Source organism: Nonomuraea sp. KM90 (assembly GCF_052246675.1).
In the GTDB taxonomy this organism is placed as follows: domain Bacteria; phylum Actinomycetota; class Actinomycetes; order Streptosporangiales; family Streptosporangiaceae; genus Nonomuraea.
Map to the genome: position 1 here is coordinate 65,618 of NZ_JBQQCB010000031.1, position 18,335 is coordinate 83,952.

The 18,335-nt window shown below is 70.4% G+C and carries 20 protein-coding genes; 5 read left to right on the top strand and 15 right to left on the bottom strand.

Annotated features, from left to right (window positions below; translation table 11 throughout):
* Position 1 precedes the first annotated feature (1 nt).
* The gene (locus ACTWPW_RS28075) at positions 2 to 985 is read left to right on the top strand and encodes a carbohydrate ABC transporter permease (RefSeq protein WP_375112784.1); all 984 of its coding nucleotides are present in this window, start codon (positions 2 to 4) and stop codon (positions 983 to 985) included.
* Positions 982 to 1,788, top strand: coding sequence for a carbohydrate ABC transporter permease (locus ACTWPW_RS28080; protein WP_443170394.1), 807 nt, complete (start codon positions 982 to 984; stop codon positions 1,786 to 1,788). Before ACTWPW_RS28075 ends, ACTWPW_RS28080 begins: the two co-directional genes overlap by 4 nt.
* A 34-nt stretch (positions 1,789 to 1,822) precedes the next feature.
* Here the strand turns inward: ACTWPW_RS28080 and ACTWPW_RS28085 are convergent, their stop codons facing one another.
* Complete coding sequence (locus ACTWPW_RS28085) at positions 1,823 to 2,707, bottom strand: LysR family transcriptional regulator (RefSeq protein ID WP_443170395.1); 885 nt, start codon at positions 2,705 to 2,707, stop codon at positions 1,823 to 1,825.
* A gap of 145 nt (positions 2,708 to 2,852) precedes the next feature.
* Here ACTWPW_RS28085 and ACTWPW_RS28090 point away from each other — a divergent pair, with 145 nt between their 5' ends.
* The gene (locus ACTWPW_RS28090; RefSeq protein WP_443170396.1) at positions 2,853 to 4,067 is read left to right on the top strand and encodes an MFS transporter; all 1,215 of its coding nucleotides are present in this window, start codon (positions 2,853 to 2,855) and stop codon (positions 4,065 to 4,067) included.
* Positions 4,068 to 4,084: 17 nt separating this feature from the next.
* Here ACTWPW_RS28090 and ACTWPW_RS28095 read toward each other — a convergent pair whose 3' ends face one another.
* On the bottom strand, positions 4,085 to 5,008 hold the full coding sequence (locus ACTWPW_RS28095) for an NmrA family NAD(P)-binding protein (RefSeq protein WP_375112788.1): 924 nt from the start codon (positions 5,006 to 5,008) through the stop codon (positions 4,085 to 4,087).
* 101 nt (positions 5,009 to 5,109) lie between these two features.
* Between ACTWPW_RS28095 and ACTWPW_RS28100 the strand changes: the two genes are divergently transcribed.
* Positions 5,110 to 5,676 carry a TetR/AcrR family transcriptional regulator gene (locus tag ACTWPW_RS28100; protein WP_443170397.1) on the top strand — a complete coding sequence of 189 codons (567 nt, stop codon included), beginning with the start codon at positions 5,110 to 5,112 and terminating at the stop codon, positions 5,674 to 5,676.
* 177 nt (positions 5,677 to 5,853) lie between these two features.
* On the opposite strand, the gene ACTWPW_RS28105 is transcribed toward ACTWPW_RS28100, so the two are convergent.
* Together ACTWPW_RS28105 and ACTWPW_RS28110 are read right to left on the bottom strand one after the other, a co-directional pair.
* A complete protein-coding gene (locus ACTWPW_RS28105; RefSeq protein ID WP_443170398.1) occupies positions 5,854 to 7,059 on the bottom strand; it encodes a cytochrome P450 in 1,206 nt (401 codons plus the stop codon).
* Positions 7,060 to 7,575: 516 nt separating this feature from the next.
* Positions 7,576 to 7,800 (bottom strand): hypothetical protein, encoded by a 225-nt coding sequence (locus tag ACTWPW_RS28110; RefSeq protein WP_443170399.1) that lies wholly within the window; start codon positions 7,798 to 7,800, stop codon positions 7,576 to 7,578.
* Here ACTWPW_RS28110 and ACTWPW_RS28115 point away from each other — a divergent pair.
* Positions 7,793 to 7,993: a hypothetical protein gene (locus ACTWPW_RS28115; RefSeq protein WP_443170400.1), complete on the top strand. Its 201-nt coding sequence runs from the start codon at positions 7,793 to 7,795 to the stop codon at positions 7,991 to 7,993. The genes ACTWPW_RS28110 and ACTWPW_RS28115 overlap by 8 nt on opposite strands.
* Positions 7,994 to 8,175: 182 nt before the next feature.
* Here ACTWPW_RS28115 and ACTWPW_RS28120 read toward each other — a convergent pair whose 3' ends face one another.
* From ACTWPW_RS28120 to ACTWPW_RS28170, 11 genes are all read right to left on the bottom strand, one after another.
* On the bottom strand, positions 8,176 to 8,535 hold the full coding sequence (locus tag ACTWPW_RS28120; RefSeq protein WP_443170401.1) for an SgcJ/EcaC family oxidoreductase: 360 nt from the start codon (positions 8,533 to 8,535) through the stop codon (positions 8,176 to 8,178).
* Positions 8,536 to 8,585: 50 nt separating this feature from the next.
* Positions 8,586 to 9,302, bottom strand: a complete 717-nt coding sequence (locus tag ACTWPW_RS28125; RefSeq protein ID WP_443170402.1) for an SDR family NAD(P)-dependent oxidoreductase — start codon at positions 9,300 to 9,302, stop codon at positions 8,586 to 8,588.
* A 175-nt stretch (positions 9,303 to 9,477) separates the two neighbouring features.
* Positions 9,478 to 10,413 (bottom strand): LysR family transcriptional regulator, encoded by a 936-nt coding sequence (locus ACTWPW_RS28130; RefSeq protein ID WP_443170403.1) that lies wholly within the window; start codon positions 10,411 to 10,413, stop codon positions 9,478 to 9,480.
* 58 nt (positions 10,414 to 10,471) lie between these two features.
* Positions 10,472 to 11,092, bottom strand: coding sequence for a TetR/AcrR family transcriptional regulator (locus ACTWPW_RS28135; protein WP_443170404.1), 621 nt, complete (start codon positions 11,090 to 11,092; stop codon positions 10,472 to 10,474).
* An 82-nt stretch (positions 11,093 to 11,174) separates the two neighbouring features.
* Complete coding sequence (locus tag ACTWPW_RS28140) at positions 11,175 to 11,834, bottom strand: response regulator (RefSeq protein WP_375112796.1); 660 nt, start codon at positions 11,832 to 11,834, stop codon at positions 11,175 to 11,177.
* On the bottom strand, positions 11,831 to 12,985 hold the full coding sequence (locus ACTWPW_RS28145) for a sensor histidine kinase (RefSeq protein WP_443170405.1): 1,155 nt from the start codon (positions 12,983 to 12,985) through the stop codon (positions 11,831 to 11,833). Before ACTWPW_RS28145 ends, ACTWPW_RS28140 begins: the two co-directional genes overlap by 4 nt.
* A gap of 324 nt (positions 12,986 to 13,309) precedes the next feature.
* Positions 13,310 to 14,251, bottom strand: coding sequence for a hypothetical protein (locus ACTWPW_RS28150; RefSeq protein ID WP_443170406.1), 942 nt, complete (start codon positions 14,249 to 14,251; stop codon positions 13,310 to 13,312).
* Positions 14,252 to 14,388: 137 nt separating this feature from the next.
* The gene (locus tag ACTWPW_RS28155) at positions 14,389 to 15,369 is read right to left on the bottom strand and encodes a TIGR04500 family putative peptide maturation system protein (protein WP_443170407.1); all 981 of its coding nucleotides are present in this window, start codon (positions 15,367 to 15,369) and stop codon (positions 14,389 to 14,391) included.
* Positions 15,366 to 16,343: an MvdC/MvdD family ATP grasp protein gene (locus tag ACTWPW_RS28160; RefSeq protein WP_443170408.1), complete on the bottom strand. Its 978-nt coding sequence runs from the start codon at positions 16,341 to 16,343 to the stop codon at positions 15,366 to 15,368. Before ACTWPW_RS28160 ends, ACTWPW_RS28155 begins: the two co-directional genes overlap by 4 nt.
* 79 nt (positions 16,344 to 16,422) lie before the next feature.
* Positions 16,423 to 16,584, bottom strand: coding sequence for a hypothetical protein (locus ACTWPW_RS28165; protein ID WP_375112801.1), 162 nt, complete (start codon positions 16,582 to 16,584; stop codon positions 16,423 to 16,425).
* Positions 16,585 to 16,709: 125 nt separating this feature from the next.
* The gene (locus ACTWPW_RS28170) at positions 16,710 to 18,197 is read right to left on the bottom strand and encodes a sulfatase family protein (protein ID WP_375112802.1); all 1,488 of its coding nucleotides are present in this window, start codon (positions 18,195 to 18,197) and stop codon (positions 16,710 to 16,712) included.
* Positions 18,198 to 18,335 lie beyond the last annotated feature (138 nt).

Consider the following 18,335-nt stretch of genomic DNA (forward strand, 5'->3'; position numbering starts at 1 on the left):
CATGCGCAGCCGTACCAGGGAGAACCTCGCGGGATGGCTGTTCGTGGCGCCGGTGGTGGTGATCCTCGGGCTGTTCCTGCTGCTGCCCATCCTGATGGCGCTCTGGGTGAGCCTGACGGGATGGAACGGGCAGGGCAGCCCCTTCCGCGGCGGCGTGCCGTTCGTGGGCGGGGAGAACTACGCGCGGTTGTTCGCCGAGGACGGGCTGGCCCGCGAGAACTTCATGACCAGCATCCGCAACAACGTCTATTACGTGGCCGCCGTCGTGCCGTTGCAGACGGGGCTCGCGCTCTTCCTCGCGCTGGTGGTGAACAAGCGCAGGACCTTCTTCCGTACCGCGTTCTACTTCCCCTCGGTGACCAGCTCGGTGGCGATCAGCGTGGTGTTCCTGTTCATCTTCGCCAACTCGGGGGCGGTCAACCAGCTCCTGGCGTTCGCCGGGGTGGACGGGCCGCAGTGGTTCTCCGACGCGCGCGGGGTGATCCACCTGCTGCTCGGTGACCCGCCGGCGGCGTTGACCGAGCACGGCCTGCTGGGGCTGACCTGGTGGGAGTGGCTGGCGGGGCCCAGCGTGGCGATGTGCGCGATCATCGTGCTGGTGGTGTGGACGACGTCGGGGACGTTCATGCTGATGTTCCTCGCGGCGCTGCAGAACATCCCGAGGACGCTCGACGAGGCGGCCATGATCGACGGCGCCACCCGCTCGCAGCGCTTCTGGCGGGTGACGCTGCCCCTGCTCAAGCCGACGATGTTCCTCGTGCTGACGCTCGGGCTGATCGGCACGTGGCAGGTGTTCGACCAGATCTACGTGATGAGCCAGGGCGATCCCGCCAAGACCACGCTGACGCCGGCGTTCCTGTCGTACCGGACGGCGTTCCGGGACTTCGACTACGGGGCGGGCACGGCGATCTCGTTCGTGCTCTTCCTGATCATCGTGCTGCTGACGTTGTTCCAGCGGTGGGTCATGAGGGAGCGGAAGCCATGAGGCGCGTCGTCCTGACCGTGTTCTCGGTCGTCTTCATCTACCCGTTCGTCATCCAGATCGCCAACGCCTTCAAGACCGATCCGGACTCCGCCGTCAACCCCCTGTCGCCCATCCCGCACCCGGCCACGCTGTCGGCCTTCGAGCGGGTGTTCCTGGGCACGGACATGCCGGTCTGGCTGGCGAACTCGCTGCTGGTCACCGTGGTGGTCACGCTGGGGCGGGTGCTGCTGGACTCGATGGCGGGGTACGCGCTGGCCCGGCTGCGGTTCCGGGGGCGGCGCGGGTTGTTCGTGGCGGTCATCGCGGTGATGGCCGTGCCGGGGGTCGTGCTCTTTATCCCGAAATTTCTGGTCTTGAACCAGCTGGGGATGTACGACTCGTACCTGGCGCTGATCCTCCCGCTCATCGCCGACGCCACCGGCGTGTTCGTGATGAAGCAGTTCTTCGAGTCGGTCCCGCACAGCGTCGAGGAGGCGGCCCGCATCGACGGCGCCGGCACGTTCCGCGTCTTCTGGTCCGTCGTGCTGCCGATGTCGCGGCCCGCGCTCATCACGCTGACGATCCTGTCGTTCCAGGGCTCGTGGAACGAGTTCCCGCACACCCTGGTCGCCGTGCAGGACCCGGCGCTGTTCACCCTCCCGCGCGGCCTGGCCGACCTGGTCAGCGGCTCACTCGGCGGCGGCACCCAGTTCCCGCTCAAGCTCGGCGCCGCGCTCCTGGCCACCATCCCGGTCGCGATCATCTTCGTCGTGTTCCAGCGGTACTTCGTCCGCGACCCCAACCAGGGCGCGGAGAAGGGCTGACGCGTCGCGGAGAAGGTCTCCCGCCCGGGGCGGCTCAGGCGGGAAGCGTTTCCGCGCGATCGGCGCGGATCAGGTCGAGGAAGGCGGTGGCCGCCGGGGACGGCCGGTTGTCCCAGATCACGTGCTCCATCCGCGTGGGAGCGTCACGAAGGCGGATGACGCGCAGGTCGGGGAAGCGCAGCGCGTACGCGGCCGGCAGCATGCCGACGCCGAGGCCCTGCCGTACCAGATCGACCAGGAAGTCGGCGGACGACACCTCGAAGGGCACCTCACGCCGTACCCCCGCGGCCGCGAAGGCCTGGTCCGACTGTGCGCGCCCGGCCGCGCCGGCGCGGAAGTCGATGAACGGCTCGTCCGCCAGGCCCCGCAGGTCCGCCTCGGACTCCGTCCGGTGGTGATCCGGCGCGACCACGGCGACCAGCTCGCCTCCGCCGAGCCGGCGGCTCCGCACGCCCTTCGGTTCCGCGCGCGGCGGCAGGCCGAGGAACGCGACGTCGACGCCGCCCTGCCGGACCCGCTCGATCAGCTCCCCGCTGCCCGCCGAGGTGAGCGTGATCTGCACCCGCGGATGGCGCCGGCGGTAGTCCCTCAGGGCGACCGGCAGGTTGACGGCCGTCACCGTGGGGATCGCGCCGACGGCGAGCCGCCCGCGGATCTCCCCGCTCGCGGCCGCCACCTCGGCCCGCGCGCGGTCGGCGGCCTCCAGGCACTCCCGGGCGGCGGGCAGGAACGCCTCTCCGGCCGGCGTCAGCCGCACGCGGCGGCTGGTGCGCTCGAACAACCGGGCGCCCAGTTCCCGCTCCAGACCGGCGATCTGGTGGCTGAGCGCGGACTGCACCACCCGGCAGCGCTCGGCCGCCCGGGTGAAGTTGCTGGTCTCCGCGACCGCGATGACGTACCTCAGTTGCTGCAGCTCCATCCGACCATCGTGCATCACGATCGATCACGATGAAAACTATGTGTTGGACTCATCGATCGATGGGGGCGCACCCTTGAACCCGCGACGGAGGCGCTGACGCCTTTCCCGTCTTGCCGATGATTCCTGCACCCCTGAAGGAAGATCAGTGACCACACACGATGAACATCCGCGGCCGGCCTTGAGGCCATGGCTCGGTGTTTCCGCGATCACAGCCAGCCTGTTCGTCTTCCTGACCACCGAGTTGATGCCCGTCGGCCTGCTCACTCCGGTGAGCGCGAGCCTGGGGATCCCGGTGGGCGTCGCCGGGCTGATGGTCACTCTCTACGGCGTCTCGGCCGGGCTGGGCGTGCCGTTCATCGTGGCCTGGACCAGGCGGGTCAACCGGCGTGCCCTGCTGTCCACGCTGCTGGCGATATTGACCCTCGGAAACGTCATCACCGCCCTTTCGCCGAACTATCCGCTGGTCCTCACCACGCGGCTCGTCATGGGATTCGCCAGCGGCGTGTTCTGGGCCATAGGGGTGAGCATGGCGATGCGCCTCGTTCCGGGACGCCACGCGAGCAGGGCGGCCGCGATCGTCATGTCCGGCATCTCGATCGCCGCGGTCGTGGGCATACCGCTGGGAACGGTCCTGGAAAGCCTCACCGACTGGCGGACCACGTTCCTGATCTGGGCCGGGCTGAGCGCGCTGGTGTTCCTCGCGGTCGTCGCCGCCGTCCCATCGCTGCCGTCGGCGAACGCGGTTCCGGTCCGGGAGGTCTTCGGGCTCCCGCTCAGGAACGTGCCGCTCCGCCTGGTGCTGTGCACCGTCGTGCTGTTCGTGCTCGGCCACTTCGGCGCGTACACCTTCGTGCGCCCCTACCTGGAGAGCACCACCTCCGCCTCTCCCCTCTTCATCACCGTGCTGCTGATGGTCTACGGCGCCGGCGGCGCGGCCGGGAACTTCATCGCCGGACACACGGTGACCAGGAACCTGCGGGGCAGCTTCGTCGCCGGCTGCGCGGGACTGGTGGGGTCCATGCTGTTGCTGCTCGCGGTCGGTCACGGCCAGGCCGGCTCGGTCATCGCGCTGATCCTCTGGGGCGTTTCCTTCGGCGTCGTCCAGCTCTGCCAGGTCAACATGACGCAGGCCGCCGCGCCCGACACCTTCGAGGCCGCGATGTCGCTCAACACCATGGCGTACAACACCTCCATCGCGCTCGGGGCGCTCTTCGGCGGGCTGTTCGCCGATCATCTGGGTGTCGCAAGTGTCGTCTGGTTCGGCGTGGCGCTGACAGCGGCTTCGCTGCTCCTCACCCTCGGCACCCGGCAGCGGACCGCACGCACCGTCCCCGACGATGCGCTGGCCGCGAGCGAGTAGGGAGTGGTGCCGGCGTGTCAGGCCTTGGCGCGCATGTGCTCCTGCGCCCATTCCTCGAAGCTGGTGAGCGGGATGCCGAGGTCTCTCGCGTACTGCGGGCGGCCCGGCTGGCCGGCCACGTTGAGCCACTCCCCCGAGGCGCCCATCGCCGGCATTCCGGCGGCGAGGGCCTCCTCCTCGGTCATGTCCGGCGCGGACAGCCGCGTGCCGAGGGCGCGGGAGAGGACTTCGGCGATCTCCGTCATCGACAGGTAGTCGCTCGCCAGCTCCAGCTCGACCCCGTCGAACCGGTCCGGCGCGGCGATGGCCGCGGCGGCCGCCCTGCCGATGTCGTCCACCGCGACGAGGGACAGCCTGGTCTCGGGGTTCAGGATGCTCACCAGGCCGCCCTCGATGCCGCGCGGGAACAGGTACGCCATGGACGGCAGGAAGTTCTCCATGAAGAAGCCCGGCTTGAGCAGCGTCCAATGGGGGAAGCCGGCCGCGCGGAGCCGGTCCTGGATCGCGCTCTTGGCGCCCATGGTGGGCTCCATCGACGCCCAGCGGCCTTCGGCCCAGCCAGGGGTCTCGGTGTGCCGGCCGGCGCCGGTGACGGAGGTGTGCACGAACTGCGGCACCCCGGCGGCCCTCGCGCCCTCGATGAGGTTGACGCCCTGGGCCACCTCCCCTTCGAAATCGAAGCCCTCGGCGGTCACCGCGGGCATCTGCACGGAGAAGACGGCGCGGGCGCCCTCGGCGGCCCGGATCACGGAGTCGCGGTCGTGAAGGTCGCCGGTGACCAGCTCGGCGCCGAGCGCCTCGACGGCCCTGGCCCGGTCGGTGGCCGGGTCGCGTACCAGCGCACGGACGGGAACGCCCGCCGCGCGCAGGGCGCGGGCGGTGGCTCCGCCCTGCCTGCCGGTGGCGCCGGTGACCAGGACGGGTGCGGAATCTGTGGGCATGGTGCTCCTCAGGTGCTCGTCACATAAACGGCGGGGTTCGCCGTTTATGTTCCGGTACGATATGGCGGGGCCCGCCATTTAGCAACCTGGGAGATGACGCCATGCCCGACCGCCAGCGCGCGGACGCCCGGCGCAACTACGCGCGCATCCTCGCCGTGGCCGAGGAGGAGGTCGCCGCCCACGGCTCAGGCGCCTCCCTGGAACAGATCGCCCGCACCGCGGGAGTCGGCTCGGCGACCGTGCGCCGGCACTTCCCCACCCGATACGCCCTGCTGGAGGCGGTCTCCCGGCACCGGATCGAGGCCCTGTGCGTCCGCGCCCACGACCTGACCGGCACGGGCGACAGCCGCACCGCGCTCCTGGAGTGGCTGAGCGACGTCGTCGCCTACTGCGTCGCCGCCCGGGGGCTGGCGGCCGCGCTCTCCTACGACGACGCCGGATCCGACCCGGTGCACGAGAACGCCTGCTCGGCGGCGCTGGAGGAGGCGGCGGCCCCGCTGCTGCGCCGCGCCGCGCAGGACGGCGCGGTGACGGCAGGCGTCACCGTCGCCGACCTGATCACGCTGGCCGTCGGCATCGCCCTGGCCACGGAGCACCACCCCGACCCCGCCGCCCGGGCGGACCGGCTGTTCCGGCTGACCGTGGCGGGGCTGAGCCCGCAGAGCTGAACCGCCGCCCGACCGGCGGAGCCGATCGTGGACGTCGAGCCCACCCCTTTCTTGGAGTTGCGCCGGTTTCATGGAGTGGCGCCGGCCCTTGCCGCCGTTTGCCCGCCGCGACGCAACTGACGGCCGGGCCGGTGGCGCGGCCCGGGCGTGAACCCGCCTCGGACGACCTCTCCTTGATCAGCCGAAGCGCAGCGGGAGCGTCTCGGGGCCCTGGATCCCGAGGGGGCCCGGCCAGGACACCGGCCCCATGACGGACGGCGGGCCCAGCCGGCCGGTGAGGACGGTCAGCGCCTCGCCGACCTCGACGCGGGCGAGGGCGGCGCCCAGGCAGTGGTGCGGGCCGGCGCCGAACTGCAGCGGAGGCATGTCCCTGACGGCGGTGATGTCGAACCGGTCGGCGATCTTGTACGCTCGCGGATCGCGCTGCGCGACCTTCACGCACATCGTGAGGTACGTCCCCTTCTCGATGCGCAGCCCCTGGTAGTCGAAGTCCTCGGCGGCGAACCGGTAGACGGTGGCCGACGAGGGCAGCCAGCGGATCACCTCTTCGACCGCCTGGGCCGCGAGCTCCGGCTGCCGCCCCAGCAGCGTCCACTGGTCGGGATGCTCCGAGAAGGCGACCATGGCATTGGCGAGCTGGTGCCGGGTCGTGTCGTGGGCGGCGAACACGAGGGTGACCAGGAGGTTGCGCAGCTCCTCCCGGCTCACCTGGCCGTCATCGGCCTGGTGGGCCGCGATCAGGTCGGAGCCGAGGTCGTCGGTCGGCCGGGCGGTCTTCTCGTCGATGAGGTGGTCGGCGTAGTCGTTGAGACCGTTGACCGCGTTCTCCACCCGGGCAATGACGTCGCCGCCCGTCGAGAGGCCGAAGACCAGGCCGAGGTCGGCGGTCCAGGTGCCGAAGCGGTCATAGTCCTCGGGCCGTACGCCGAGCAGCCGGCACATGACCGCGAGCGGCAGCCGGATGCCGAACTCGGAGACGAAGTCGCACGTCCCGGCGCCGGCCAGGCGGTCGGTCAGCTGCTCGGACTGCTCCCGGATGAACGGCCGCAGCCGGGCCACCCGGCGGGCGGTGAACGCCTTGTTCATCAAGCCGCGAAGGCGGCGGTGGTCTTCCCCCTCGTGGTTGACGATCATCGGCACGAACCAGTCGTAGATCGGTCCGTCGAAGATGCCGTGCGTCTCCATGTAGCGCTTGCCGTCGTGGTCCAGCCTGCGGTCGCGCAGGAGGTCGTTGGCCTCTTCGTACCGGAGCACGAGCAGGCCGATGGGACTGTTCGCGTACCAGCTTTCCGCCTGCGCGGCGTAGACCTCCGGGGTGTCGAAGTCGAAGGCCGGATTCAGGACGTCGAGGAACGGCACCTTATGGCCCGGGGATGTCGGCACGTCATCCTCCTCCTTGGGGGATTCTCACCTTCGTCCATGCGTGCCTCCCACACTCTCCCGACATCACGGGCGGAAAAAGTTACGCTCTACTCACCCTTTAAATATCGGCCGTTCAATGGCCGATTCTGCGTTTTGGATCGTTCGAAGCTCCGGTCCTCGTCGTCCAACAACGCTTGGTTGTCCGGTGGTTGCTCGCGGGCACACAATACGGCTCGACACAAATAGTCGCCGCAGTTACCCGCGGGCTTACGCAATAACGGCGACATTTACCGGGGATTCGCATAATCGGCCCGGCGGGGACTCGCCGACGACCGTACCGAGGCGGGCGGGCGAGGCCGCTCCTCAGGAGGTGGCGGCTCGGTGGACGGCGGCGGCGAGCCGGTCGTGTTCCGGGTAGGACCAGCCGAAGCCGAAGCGGTGTCGCGTGTAGCCGAAGGCGATGCCGGCGACCGGGTCGGCGAAGGCTTCGGAGCCGGCCGAGCCGTCGTGGCCGAAGGCGTTCGCGCTGAGGAACGCCTAGCGCAGGCCCTTGGCCTGGAAGCCGAGCGCGTAGTCGCCCCGGTCGCCGCGGACCGGATCGCCGCCGGTGGAGTGCAGCTGGGCGAACTCCGCGACGGTGTCCGGCTTGAGCAGCGGGGGCCGTCCGGCGATGCCCCAGACCGCCGCCGCGTACAGGGCCGCCAGGCCGCGCGCGCTCCCCACCCCGCCGGCCGACGCCTGGCCGTTCAGGGACGTGCTCACGGCGGCGGCGGTCATCGAGCCGCAGCCCATGTCGCCTGCCGCGGCGGCCGGCTACCTGGAGGCGTGCCTTCCCTCGGTGCCCCGTCCCGCCTGGCCCCCGATCCTGGAGGCGCTGCGTACCGGCGCTGCCCCCGCTCTGGCGGGAGTCTCCTCCACATCGCTGGGGCTGTGGCTGGTGCATTGCCGTCCGTGACAGTGTCAATGTGCCGAGCCGCCCCGGCTGAGATCACGTGGGCACGCGCCGCCGATGCCGGTGGGGCACCCGGGGGTCGCGGTCCGGCCGGCAACGGTGACGGCGCGGCAGGTGAACTCGCTCATGACGGGAGCTCTCCCCCGGCCTGCTCGCGCACGGAATCGGACGCGCGGTGCCGGGGCTCAGAGGCGGGAGACCTGGTAGTGGGCGATCCGCCAGCCCTCCGCCGTCCGCTTCACCAGTACGCTGAGATGGACGCTGATGGTGGGGCGGTCGGTGAAGGAGAAGTCGACGGCCAGGTAGCCGAGGACGAGGTCGTCGGCGAGGTCTCTGGTCTCGACGATGCGGTACGCGGCCGTCAGCCCGGCCGGCTGGGAGTCGTAGTAGGCGGCTATGCCCGGCCTGCCGACGCTGTACGGGTGGAGCCCTTGGAAGATCGCGTCCTCGGTGAACAGGTCAGCGACCTGCTGCGGTTCGTGGCCGTCGACGCCGGCCTGCCACCGGTCGAGGACGTCCCGGAGGACTGCCTCCGTGCTGGTCATCGGGCTTCTCCTTTCGATGGGATCGAGATGTGCAGTGCCGGGGCACGCGGTCAGTGGCCGGCGCTCACGCCACCGTCGACGTGGAGGATCTCGCCGGTGACGAAGGGAGCCTTCTCCAGGAAGACGACCGCGTCCACGACGTCGCTCATCTCGCCCATGCGGCGTACGGGTTGCAGCGACGCCAGGGCCTCGTGCGTCTCCTCGGGATGCATGGGGGTCTTGATGGAGCCCGGGGAGACGGCGTTGACGCGGACGCCACGGGTGGCGTACTCGATGGCGAGGGACTTGGTGGCCGATTGCAGACCGCCCTTGGTCAGCGAGGCCAGCACGGACGGGACCCGGGCGTCGGCGTTGTCGACCAGGCTGGTGGTGATGGTGACGACGTGGCCGCCGCCCTGGCCGAGCATGCGTGCGACGGCGAACTGGGTGATGTGGAAGAAGCCGTCGAGGTTCACCGCCCGCATGGCGGCGTAGTCGTCGAGCGTGTAGTCGGTGAACGGCTTGGCGACGAAGATGCCCGCGTTGTTGACCAGGGCGTCCACCCGGCCGAACCGCTCGACGGCCGCGGCGATCGCCTCTTCGGCGGTGGCACGGTCGGCGACGTCGCCCTGAATGGTGAGGACATCGGGGTCGTCTGAGGGTGAGATGGTGCGCGAGACGGCGACGACGGCGTAGCCCAGCTTGCGGTAGGCGTCGACGAGAGCGGCGCCGATCCCCTTCGACGCGCCGGTGATGAGCGCGACCTTCTGCTGCTGCTGAATGCTCATGATGACCCTTCCCCTGAGATCCGTGCCGAGAGCTTCGCCTACCGGCTTACTAGGCAACCGGTCGCCTATCAGTCAGGGCGAAGCCAGGCGGCGGGCATGGGGAAGTCAAAGGATGACAGCCCGCCAACCGGGACTGGAATCCTGCCAAATGCTAGGCAAAGACTCCTACGGCAGATCAGCCCGGCTTTACCGGCACCGGCCGGCGCCGGTGCGGGTCGCCCTCGGGCAGCCAGGCGTCGGGGCCGTGGATCCCGAAGTCGCCGTCGGCGCGCAGGGCCTCGACGACGGCGAGGACCGAGTTGCGGTCTTCCCCGCGGCGCCACACCAGGGACCAGGTCCAGTAGATCTCCGGCGCGACGACGGGGCGCCGGACGAGATCCGGCGGGAGCGGGGCGGTCTGGCCCTTGGGCGAGTTGATGACCGGGCGGCGGCCGCGGCGCACGTGGTCGAAGAACGCCGGGCCGGTGATGCCGCCGTCAGAGATGCGTACCGCGCGGGCCCCCGTGTGCCGGGCGACTTCCTCGGCGTAGGCGTTCCAGGACGACCAGGAGGTGGTGTCGTCGTCGAGAAGGACGGCGGTCTCCCGGGCGGGAACCTCGCCGACGTCATGGCCGGTGGCGACCGCGTAGAGGCGGTCGGCGCCGATCAGCTGGGCGCGCAGGCCGCGTCGCTCCAGGTCGTCGGCGCGCAGCCAGCAGACCGCGAGGTCCAGGCCGCCGTCGGCGACCCGGGCGGCCTGGGTGTGCGAGGGCGCGACCCAGGCGTCGACGTGGACCTGGGCCACCGCCGCGGTGCGCGCGATCATGTCCGGCGGCAGCCAGTTGACGTAGCCCAGCCGGACCGGCTCCGATCCGGACAGCCGGCGGGCACGGTGCCGGAGGTCGTCGGCGCGTTCCAGCAGGGCACGGGCCTCGGGAAGCAGCGCGGCACCGGCCGGGGTGAGGGACACCGAGCGGCGATCCCGGTCGAACAGGCGGACACCGAGATCCCGTTCCAGCGCCTTGATCTGCTGGGACAGGGAAGGGCCGGCGATCAGCAGCCGACCGGCGGCGCGGCCGAAGTTCAGCTCTTCGGCGACCGCGACGAAGTACCGCAACTGACGCAGCTCCACACTCACCATGCTACGGCGGTGAGAGTCTGCGCCTACCAATGCCGAGGGTCGGCGGGCGTCAGAGGCCGGTGGCCACCTCGCCGGGCGCACGGGCGCCGAGCAGCGCCAGGCAGTTGGCCCACAGGACGCCGAGCCCCTGCGTGTCGTTGTAGAGCTTGGCGAGCAGCACCTGCCCCTCCAGCTGGGCCACCACGGACCGCGCGGCCTCCCGGGTGTCGGTCACGGTGACGTCCCCACGCAGGAGAGCCTCGGCGACGACCGCGTCGATCATGCCGACCTGCGCGTCGAAGATCTCCTGCAGCCGTACGCGGACGGCTTCGGTGTGGTTGCTCATCTCCAGCGTGAGGTTCCCGAACATGCAGCCCGAGATGGTGCCGCAGTCACGCTGCCCGGCGTGCTGGGCGGCCTGCGTCACCTCGAACAGCCGGCGCAGACGCAGCAGCGGCTCGGCGTCGCCGGCCAGCACCTCCTTCCAGGACCGCTCCTGGACGGCCCATTGCTCGTCGATGACCGCCAGAGCGAGGGCCTCCTTGGACTCGAAGAAGTAGTAGAAGCTGCCCTTGGGCACGCCGGCCGCCTTGCAGATCTCGGCCACGCCCAGGGCGGAGTAACCGCGCAGTTCGATGAGCGCTCGCGCGGCACCGAGAATCTTCTCCCTGGCATCGCTGGTCCGTCCCATACTTTGCAGTGTACGACCGGTCGTCTACTCACGGTCCGCAGGGGATCGTGCCGGCTACTCCCCACGGAACACGGTGGGCGTCTCAGGTCACCAGGCCCCTGCGGTAGGCGTAGACCACCGCCTGCACGCGGTCACGCAGGTCGAGCTTGGTGAGGATGCGTGACACGTACGTCTTGACCGTTTCCTGGCTGATCACCAGCGTCGCGGCGATCTCGCTGTTGGACCGGCCGTCGGCGATGAGGCGCAGCACCTCCAGTTCGCGCGGGGTCAGCGCGACGTCGTCCGGCGTGTCGTGGGCGGGACGGATGCGCGCCGCGTACCTGCCGACGAGCTGCCGCGTCACCTCGGGGGCCAGCAGCGCGGCGCCCGTCGCGACGGTGCGGATGCCGTGCAGCAGCTGCGCCGGCGGGGCGTCCTTGAGCAGGAACCCGCTCGCCCCCGCGCGCAGCGCCTCGTAGACGTACTCGTCCAGGTTGAACGTCGTCACCACGAGCACCTTGACCGGGTCCGCCACTCCGGCGCCGGCCAGCAGGCGGGTGGCCTCGATGCCGTCGAGCACCGGCATCCGTACGTCCATCACCACGATGTCGGGGTCCAGCCGGCGGGCGAGGTCGACCGCGGCGCGGCCGTCGCCGCACTCGCCCACCACCTCCAGGTCGGGCTGGGCATCGATGATCGTCGCGAACCCGGTGCGGATCAGCGCCTGGTCGTCGCAGACCAGCACCCGGACCGGCGCGGTCACGACGGGCTCCCGGCGGGGACGCGGGCCCGTACGACGAAGCCGCCTCCCGCCTGCCGGTCGGCGCTGAACTCGCCGCCCAGGGCGTCGACCCGCTCGCGGAGCCCGGCCAGGCCCCGCCCGCTGCCGCCGGGAGAGCGGGTCCCCGAGCCGGGACCGTCGGTGCTGACCTCCACGGTGATCTCCTTCTCGCCATGTTGCACGCGAACCGCGGTGGGGCTGCCGTGGGCGTATTTGAGGGCGTTCGTCAGGGCTTCCTGCACGACCCTATAGGTCACGAACTCGGCGCTGCCGATCAGCTCAGCCGGGCGGCCCTCCTCGGTGAACTCCACCGGCTGCCCGGCCTGGCGCGTCTGCTCGACGAGCGTGCGCAGGTCGCCGGCGGGCGGCGTCCTGGCGTCGGTGTCGTGGTCGGGGTTGAGCAGGTCGAGCAGGTGCCGCAGGTCGCCGATGGCCCGCCGGCCGGTGTCGGTGACGGCGCTCAACGTGGCGTCGAGGCGATCGGGGGCGGCGGTCAGGTAGCGCGCCGCCTCGGCCTGCACGACCATCGCCGTCACGTGATGGGTGACGACGTCGTGGAGCTCGCGGGCGATGCGGGTGCGTTCGGCGGCGCGGGTGGCCGCGGCGACGTGGCGGCGGCGTTCGGCCTCGGCGGCCCGGGTGGAGCGCAGCCAGGCCCCGATGCCCCACGCGAGGACCAGCGCCAGGTAGAACAGCGCGATATCGGCCGGCGTCTCGTTCGAGCCGAGCCGGTGGAGCGCGAACATCAGCGGCAGGTACGCGACCGAGAGGAGGGCCGCGATGACGCGCCGGTGGCGTTCCAGATGGGCGCCCGCGCTGATGAGCGCGATGGGCAGCGCGGTGCCCGCCGGCGTGTGATAGACGAGGAGCTGGTCGAGGGCGAAGCCGAGCGACACCAGGACAAGACCGGCGGCCGGCCACCGCCGGCGCACGGTCAGCGGGAGGCACTCGAGGGCGACCACCACGACGGCCAGCGCGTCGTAGGGGCGGGTCGGCAGATCGCTGATCTGCGTCCCGTTGCCTTGGAACCCCGGCAGGAGTGACAGGACGGTCAGCAGCAGCGCCAAAGGGAAGTCCCGTACCGTGACGTCACACCGCCGCCACAGGTCTTGGACCCGACGGAGATCGATCATCGGGCGAGCCTAGCGGTCCCGCCACACCGGCGGGCGTCATCGTCCTGATGCACGGAGGGGGCGATGGGCTGGACAGGCCGGCCGCCGTCCAGGCGATCGAGCGCGTCACCTCGCAGGCCGCACGCCGAGCGAATGGCGGGTGACCGGCCGACCGTACGGTGCCCTCGCGCGGTGATCGCGCCGTCGGCCGGGGCCGGCGTGGGCCGGGGTGAGACGCGGCCGTTCGGCGCCGCGTCTCCCCCGACCGTGTCATGCCGGTCTTCCCCGCCCGAGCCCGCACCGAAGTGACGAGGTCGCCCCGGGCTCGTCCTCGAACGACGGCGGTCAGACCGCGCGGGCGATGCAGATGCGTGCGCTCAGACGCGGCCCTGCCTCGTAGAACATGTACTCCACACCGTCCTGGGTGCCGAACGACGGCGCCGCCACCCTGCCGTTGTCCGAGGGGATCGGGGAGTGGAAGACGCCGAGGTGGGTCTCCCTGTCGAACGCGTTGCCGACCTCGGTGATCCGCATCCTGCCGTCGTTGCCGTGATAGGCCACATAGGTGGTTCCGTTGCGCTTGACGAGGGTGGGGCCGGAGATATCGGTCACGCCGTCGGGTTCGGGGTTCACCAGCGGGGTCGAGCTGAACTGCCAGCCGTCCCAGCCGTTGGGCGACCAGCCGTAGAAGAGGCGACGGCCGTTGCGCACCCCCATGAAGATCATCACGTACTTGTTGTTCCGGCCGGGCAGCTGGTGTTCGAAGACTCGCGCGTAGGAGGTCTCGGAGGTGCCGGACACCAGGCGGGTGCTCAGGATCGGGGTTTCGTCGGTGAAGGTGATGCCGTCGGTGGAGCGGGCCACGCGCGTGGTGAAGTTCTCGCCGTGGAAGTAGCAGAAGAACTGCCGGGTGGCGGCGTCCCAGGTCACGTGCGGTGAGGACACGTGGGAGACCGTGGTGGTCGGGAGGCGGTTGTCGATGAGCGGGTTGCCCGAGTGGTCGTCGAAGGGGCCTGCCAGGGAGTTGGCGAAGGCCACGCAGATGCCGCCGGGATTCTCGTGCGGGGCGTAGTAGAGGTAGTAGCGGGCTCGGGGGCTGCTGAGCTTGTCGTACACGCCCCTGATGCAGGGGAAGATGAACTCCCCCGTCGGGTTGTGGCTGAGCGGCAGGGCCAGCGCGTCGCGCAGGTAGCGGTAGGTCGGCATCCCGGCCGGGCCCGCCGCCGCGTTCGCGGCCGATCCGAGTCCCAGACCCGCGGCTACGCCCGCGGCTCCGCCCAGCAACACGGTTCGACGTCGGATCAATGGGTGGGGGGTGTCCACTTCGACTCCTTCACGCTGCGTCGTGGTACGGAATCACACGCTCGCCCCCATCGGAATGCCGCGTCAATAAGCTAATACGAATTATCTGGGGGCGGGCAGGCTCAAAGCCAGTGCCAGGTGACTTGCGCTTGCTCGGCGGCGTCGGCCAGCCACTGGTCGAAGGCGGCATGTCCGGCCGCCTCCAGTGTTTCCGCGTCCGCCATGGCCTCCTGGCGCTTGGTGATCAAGCCCGTCAGGAAGCGCCCTTCGTGGAAAACCGGTCCGGCACCGCCTCCGGCCGGCGTCTCGCGGAGGGGGGCGGGCAGGTCACCGGACCAGGTGCGGGCCTTGGTCAGTTGCAGGTCCCAGCGGTCCGCGAGTGAGCCGCCGGGTGAGCGCTGCAGTTCGGCGACGTCGATCGGCTCCTCCGACAGCACCCAGGCCGCCCATACCCTCGCGAACCGGTCACGATGACGGGCCAGATGTCCGGGGCCGAGCTCCGCGCGCATCCGGGCCCGGAACGTGTGATCCCTCGCGGTCGCGGCCATGTGATCATGGAACGCCTCGGCGCTCAGGCCCATCCGGTCCAGCCACGCCTTCATCGCGTCCCGGCTGGTCAGGCGGCGCCGCTTGCGGAAGGTGTCCGCGGCCGCCTGGATGTCGGCCAGGCTGACCTGCTCCTTGGCGGCGGCGTTGCGCAGGAGGCAGAACCGCACCAACTCCTCCTGCGGCGACAGCCCGGGGCGGGTGAGCGAACGGAGCATGAGCATCGCCTCCGAGACCGAGACGGGTGTCCCGTCCACGGTCAGCAGGCGGCCGGCGGCCCAGTGGGTCGCATGATCGACGAGCCAGGACGCCCCGTCGTCCACCTGGACGCCGAGCATGATGGTGCCGCCCGACGGGTCGTCGATCAGCAGGTCGTAATCGACGAGCGGCGACCCGGGACGCGGGCTGGCCACGAGCTGGGCGGCGAACGAAGGATGCGCCGCGGCCCAGGCGTCGGCGCCGCGGTGTGCCTCCGCCACCGCCGAACGCCGCCGGGTCAGCCCGCGGAGCAGCTTCACGCCGCTTTCCAGGGCGGGGCCGAGGGAAGTGTGAGTCATCGCGGGTCCGTTTCTTCGGCCGTGAGCCAGTCGGCGATGGCGGTGCTGATGGGCAGGCCGGTCAGGTCCTCGATCCAGCCCCATTGACCGTTGGGGTTGATCTCCAGGAACACGTACTCGCCGCCGGGAGTCAGGATGAGGTCGATCGCCCCGAACGACACGCCGAGCGCCGCGACCAGCTCCACGCACCGGCGGGCTATGTCATCGGGCAGGTGGTGCACGCTGTGCCGGGCGCGGTCGAAGTCATGGTGACGCCAGTCGTCCCGCGTACGCGGCGAGTCCTGCGAGGCGATCTCGGCGGCGAACACCTCGCGCCCGACCACCGTGACCCGCAGCTCCACCGCCTTGTCCACGTACGGCTGCAGGATGGTCGGTTCGTGGGCGATCCGGCTCCGGCCCGCGAGATCCCTCCGTTGCACCACGGTGGTGTACACGGTGTGCGCCGCGCCGTCGATCTCGAACCCGGTGTGCTCCATCGGTTTCGCGATCAGCCGGCCGCCCGCCCGCTCATAGGCAGGTGCCAGCTCGAACGGATCGTTGGTGACCGTGGTCGGTGGCACGGCGAAGCCGAGCTCGCGGGCCAGGGGCAGGTGGACCAGCTTGTTGTGCGCCCTGCGCAGCACCGGTTGCCTGCCGGGCAGCCATCGAGCGTCCAGCAGGTCCCAGAAGCCTTCGAGGAACCACTCCGAGAGCTCCCCGACGCGGTCCCGCAGGTCGGCCGCCGTGACCTGCTCCGCGGCGCGCGGTGGGCCGGGGCGCCGGTACCACACGGCCGTCGTCTCGGAGAGGTCGGTGACCTGCCCGCCTCTGGCCAGGACGAGCCGGGTTCCGTCCGCGTCGAACCGGGCGGTCAGCCGGGCGCCGGCCGGATACTCGCCGGGATCCCACCACAGAACGTCCACCCCCCGGGCTTTCAGCTCGGGCAGGACCATGTGAACCGTGGCGTCGCCGGGCTCACTCAGGATCAGCAGCAACTCTCCCCCTCAGCCGCGTGGGAGGGAGGCGCGTCCCTCCCACGCGGCGCTACGCACGAGTCCTCGGGACGGTGACGGCCTAGTAGTCCGAAACCCAGCCGTCGGACGGCCGGCCTTCCGTGCCGGCCGTGTGGTAGCAGCGTTCCATCCGCTGACCACCGGAAACGAGGCCGAGATCGACCTCGTCGATGGCTGTCAGCTCTTCGCTCAGGTCGTCCAGACGAACGATCTTCTTGCCCACTGGTCCTTGCCTCCCTTTCGATGAGTCGCGAGCCCCATGGCAACGCGCACAGACGTCGTCGGCTCGCGGTCGAAGCCCACCATCCGGCGTTTGTGGATCAGTTGGAGGTGACTGGGATGCGGACGTCAGGACATGGCCGCGAACTGCGAGGGGTGTGGCTCGTCGCCCAGCCTGCGCTGCTCCGTGAGCATGGCCTCGGTCAGCCGCGCGCGGATCTCCGCGTAGCCCGGATCGTCGGCGACGTTGCGCAACTCGGACGGATCGGCCTCGAGGTCGTACAGCTCCCACTCACCCGGGTACACGAACCCGCCCGTGCCGGGCAGCCCGAGCCCGTCGTTGTAGTAGTAGATGAGCTTGTAGCGGTGTGTGCGGTACCCGTAGTGCGCCGGGGCGTGGTGAAAGATGTCGTCGTGCTCCCAATAGCGGTAGTACATGCCTTCCGCGGCGGGGAGAGCGTCCGCACCGGTCAGGTCGCCCCAGAAACTCCGGCCCTGCATGCGCGGGTGCGCCGCGACCCCGGCGGCGTGCAGGATCGTCTGCGCGAAGTCGACGTTCGTCACGATGCCGTCGTGCGCCGTGCCGCCCGGCACGCGGCGCGGGTAGCTCAGGAGCATCGGCATCCGCAGCGACTCCTCGAACATGAGGCGCTTGTCGAACCATCCGTGCTCGCCCAGGAAGAAGCCCTGGTCGGAGGCGTACATGAGCATCGTGTCGGCGAAGTCGCCGCGCTCGGTGAGCCAGTCGATGACGCGGCCCACGTTCTCGTCGACGGAGGCGACGCACCGCAGATAGTCCTCCATGAAACGCTGGTACTTCCACAGAGCCAGCTCCTCGTAGGTCAGCCCCGCCGGAGGGGTGACCTTGAGGTCTTCGACGTTGAGGTTCTCGGCCAGGCGCATGAGCGCGCGGCGCACCGACGACGTCCGCGTCGAGTAGTCGTCGTCGAACGTCTTCGGCACGGGGACCGGGTCGGAGTAGAGCCCGGCATGGCGCGGATGCGGCTCCCAGGGGCGGTGGGGCGCCTTGTGATAGATCAGCACGCACCACGGGTCGTCACCCTCCAAGGACTCCACCCAGTCGAGGGCGAGATCCGTGATGACGTCCGTGGCGTAGCCTTCGGCAACCCGCCTTCCCTCGGCCGAGAGGAACAGCGGGTCCCAGTACTCCCCCTGCCCGCCCTGGCCGATCAGGATGTCCCAGTAGTCGAAGCCCTCGGGCGTGCTTCCCTCGTGCTCCCCCATGTGCCACTTGCCGACCATCGCCGTCCGGTAGCCGGCCTGCTTGAGCTGCGAGACAAAGGTGGGCTGGCTCGCGTCGATCGGGGTGACCAGGGTCGTCACACCGTTGACGTGGCTGTACGTACCGGTGAGGATCGACGCCCGGCTGGGCGAGCAGAGCGCGTTGGTCGCGAAACAGTTGTCGAACCGCACGCCGCGCCGCCCGATCTCGTCAATGCGCGGCGTGACGTTCAGCATCGATCCATAGGCGCTGATCGCCTGCGCGGCGTGGTCATCAGTCAAGATCATCACAATGTTCGGGCGGCGATCTTCTGGCATGTCTTCTCCGTTCGCCTCACCGGACACGTCCAGCGCCCGGACCAGCAGGTTCGCCATGACGATACCGACCCGCGGATCGGCCGCACGGACCAGGAGGGGGACGGCCGCGGCGGCCGCCTCCTCGGCCCGCTGGGGCCTCCATGGCCCGCATGATCCCCAACCCCGGGCTCACGATGGGCTTCATGTCCACCGCCC

Excerpts from the sequence above, each read along its gene's own strand:
- ACTWPW_RS28075 (WP_375112784.1), top strand. The coding sequence starts at position 2 with ATGCGCAGCCGTACCAGGGAGAACCTCGCGGGATGGCTGTTCGTGGCG.
- ACTWPW_RS28080 (WP_443170394.1), top strand. The coding sequence starts at position 982 with ATGAGGCGCGTCGTCCTGACCGTGTTCTCGGTCGTCTTCATCTACCCG.
- ACTWPW_RS28085 (WP_443170395.1), bottom strand. The coding sequence starts at position 2,707 with ATGGAGCTGCAGCAACTGAGGTACGTCATCGCGGTCGCGGAGACCAGC.
- ACTWPW_RS28095 (WP_375112788.1), bottom strand. The coding sequence starts at position 5,008 with ATGCCCACAGATTCCGCACCCGTCCTGGTCACCGGCGCCACCGGCAGG.
- ACTWPW_RS28100 (WP_443170397.1), top strand. The coding sequence starts at position 5,110 with ATGCCCGACCGCCAGCGCGCGGACGCCCGGCGCAACTACGCGCGCATC.
- ACTWPW_RS28120 (WP_443170401.1), bottom strand. The coding sequence starts at position 8,535 with ATGACCAGCACGGAGGCAGTCCTCCGGGACGTCCTCGACCGGTGGCAG.
- ACTWPW_RS28125 (WP_443170402.1), bottom strand. The coding sequence starts at position 9,302 with ATGAGCATTCAGCAGCAGCAGAAGGTCGCGCTCATCACCGGCGCGTCG.
- ACTWPW_RS28135 (WP_443170404.1), bottom strand. The coding sequence starts at position 11,092 with ATGGGACGGACCAGCGATGCCAGGGAGAAGATTCTCGGTGCCGCGCGA.
- ACTWPW_RS28145 (WP_443170405.1), bottom strand. The coding sequence starts at position 12,985 with ATGATCGATCTCCGTCGGGTCCAAGACCTGTGGCGGCGGTGTGACGTC.
- ACTWPW_RS28155 (WP_443170407.1), bottom strand. The coding sequence starts at position 15,369 with ATGACTCACACTTCCCTCGGCCCCGCCCTGGAAAGCGGCGTGAAGCTG.
- ACTWPW_RS28170 (WP_375112802.1), bottom strand. The coding sequence starts at position 18,197 with ATGGCGAACCTGCTGGTCCGGGCGCTGGACGTGTCCGGTGAGGCGAAC.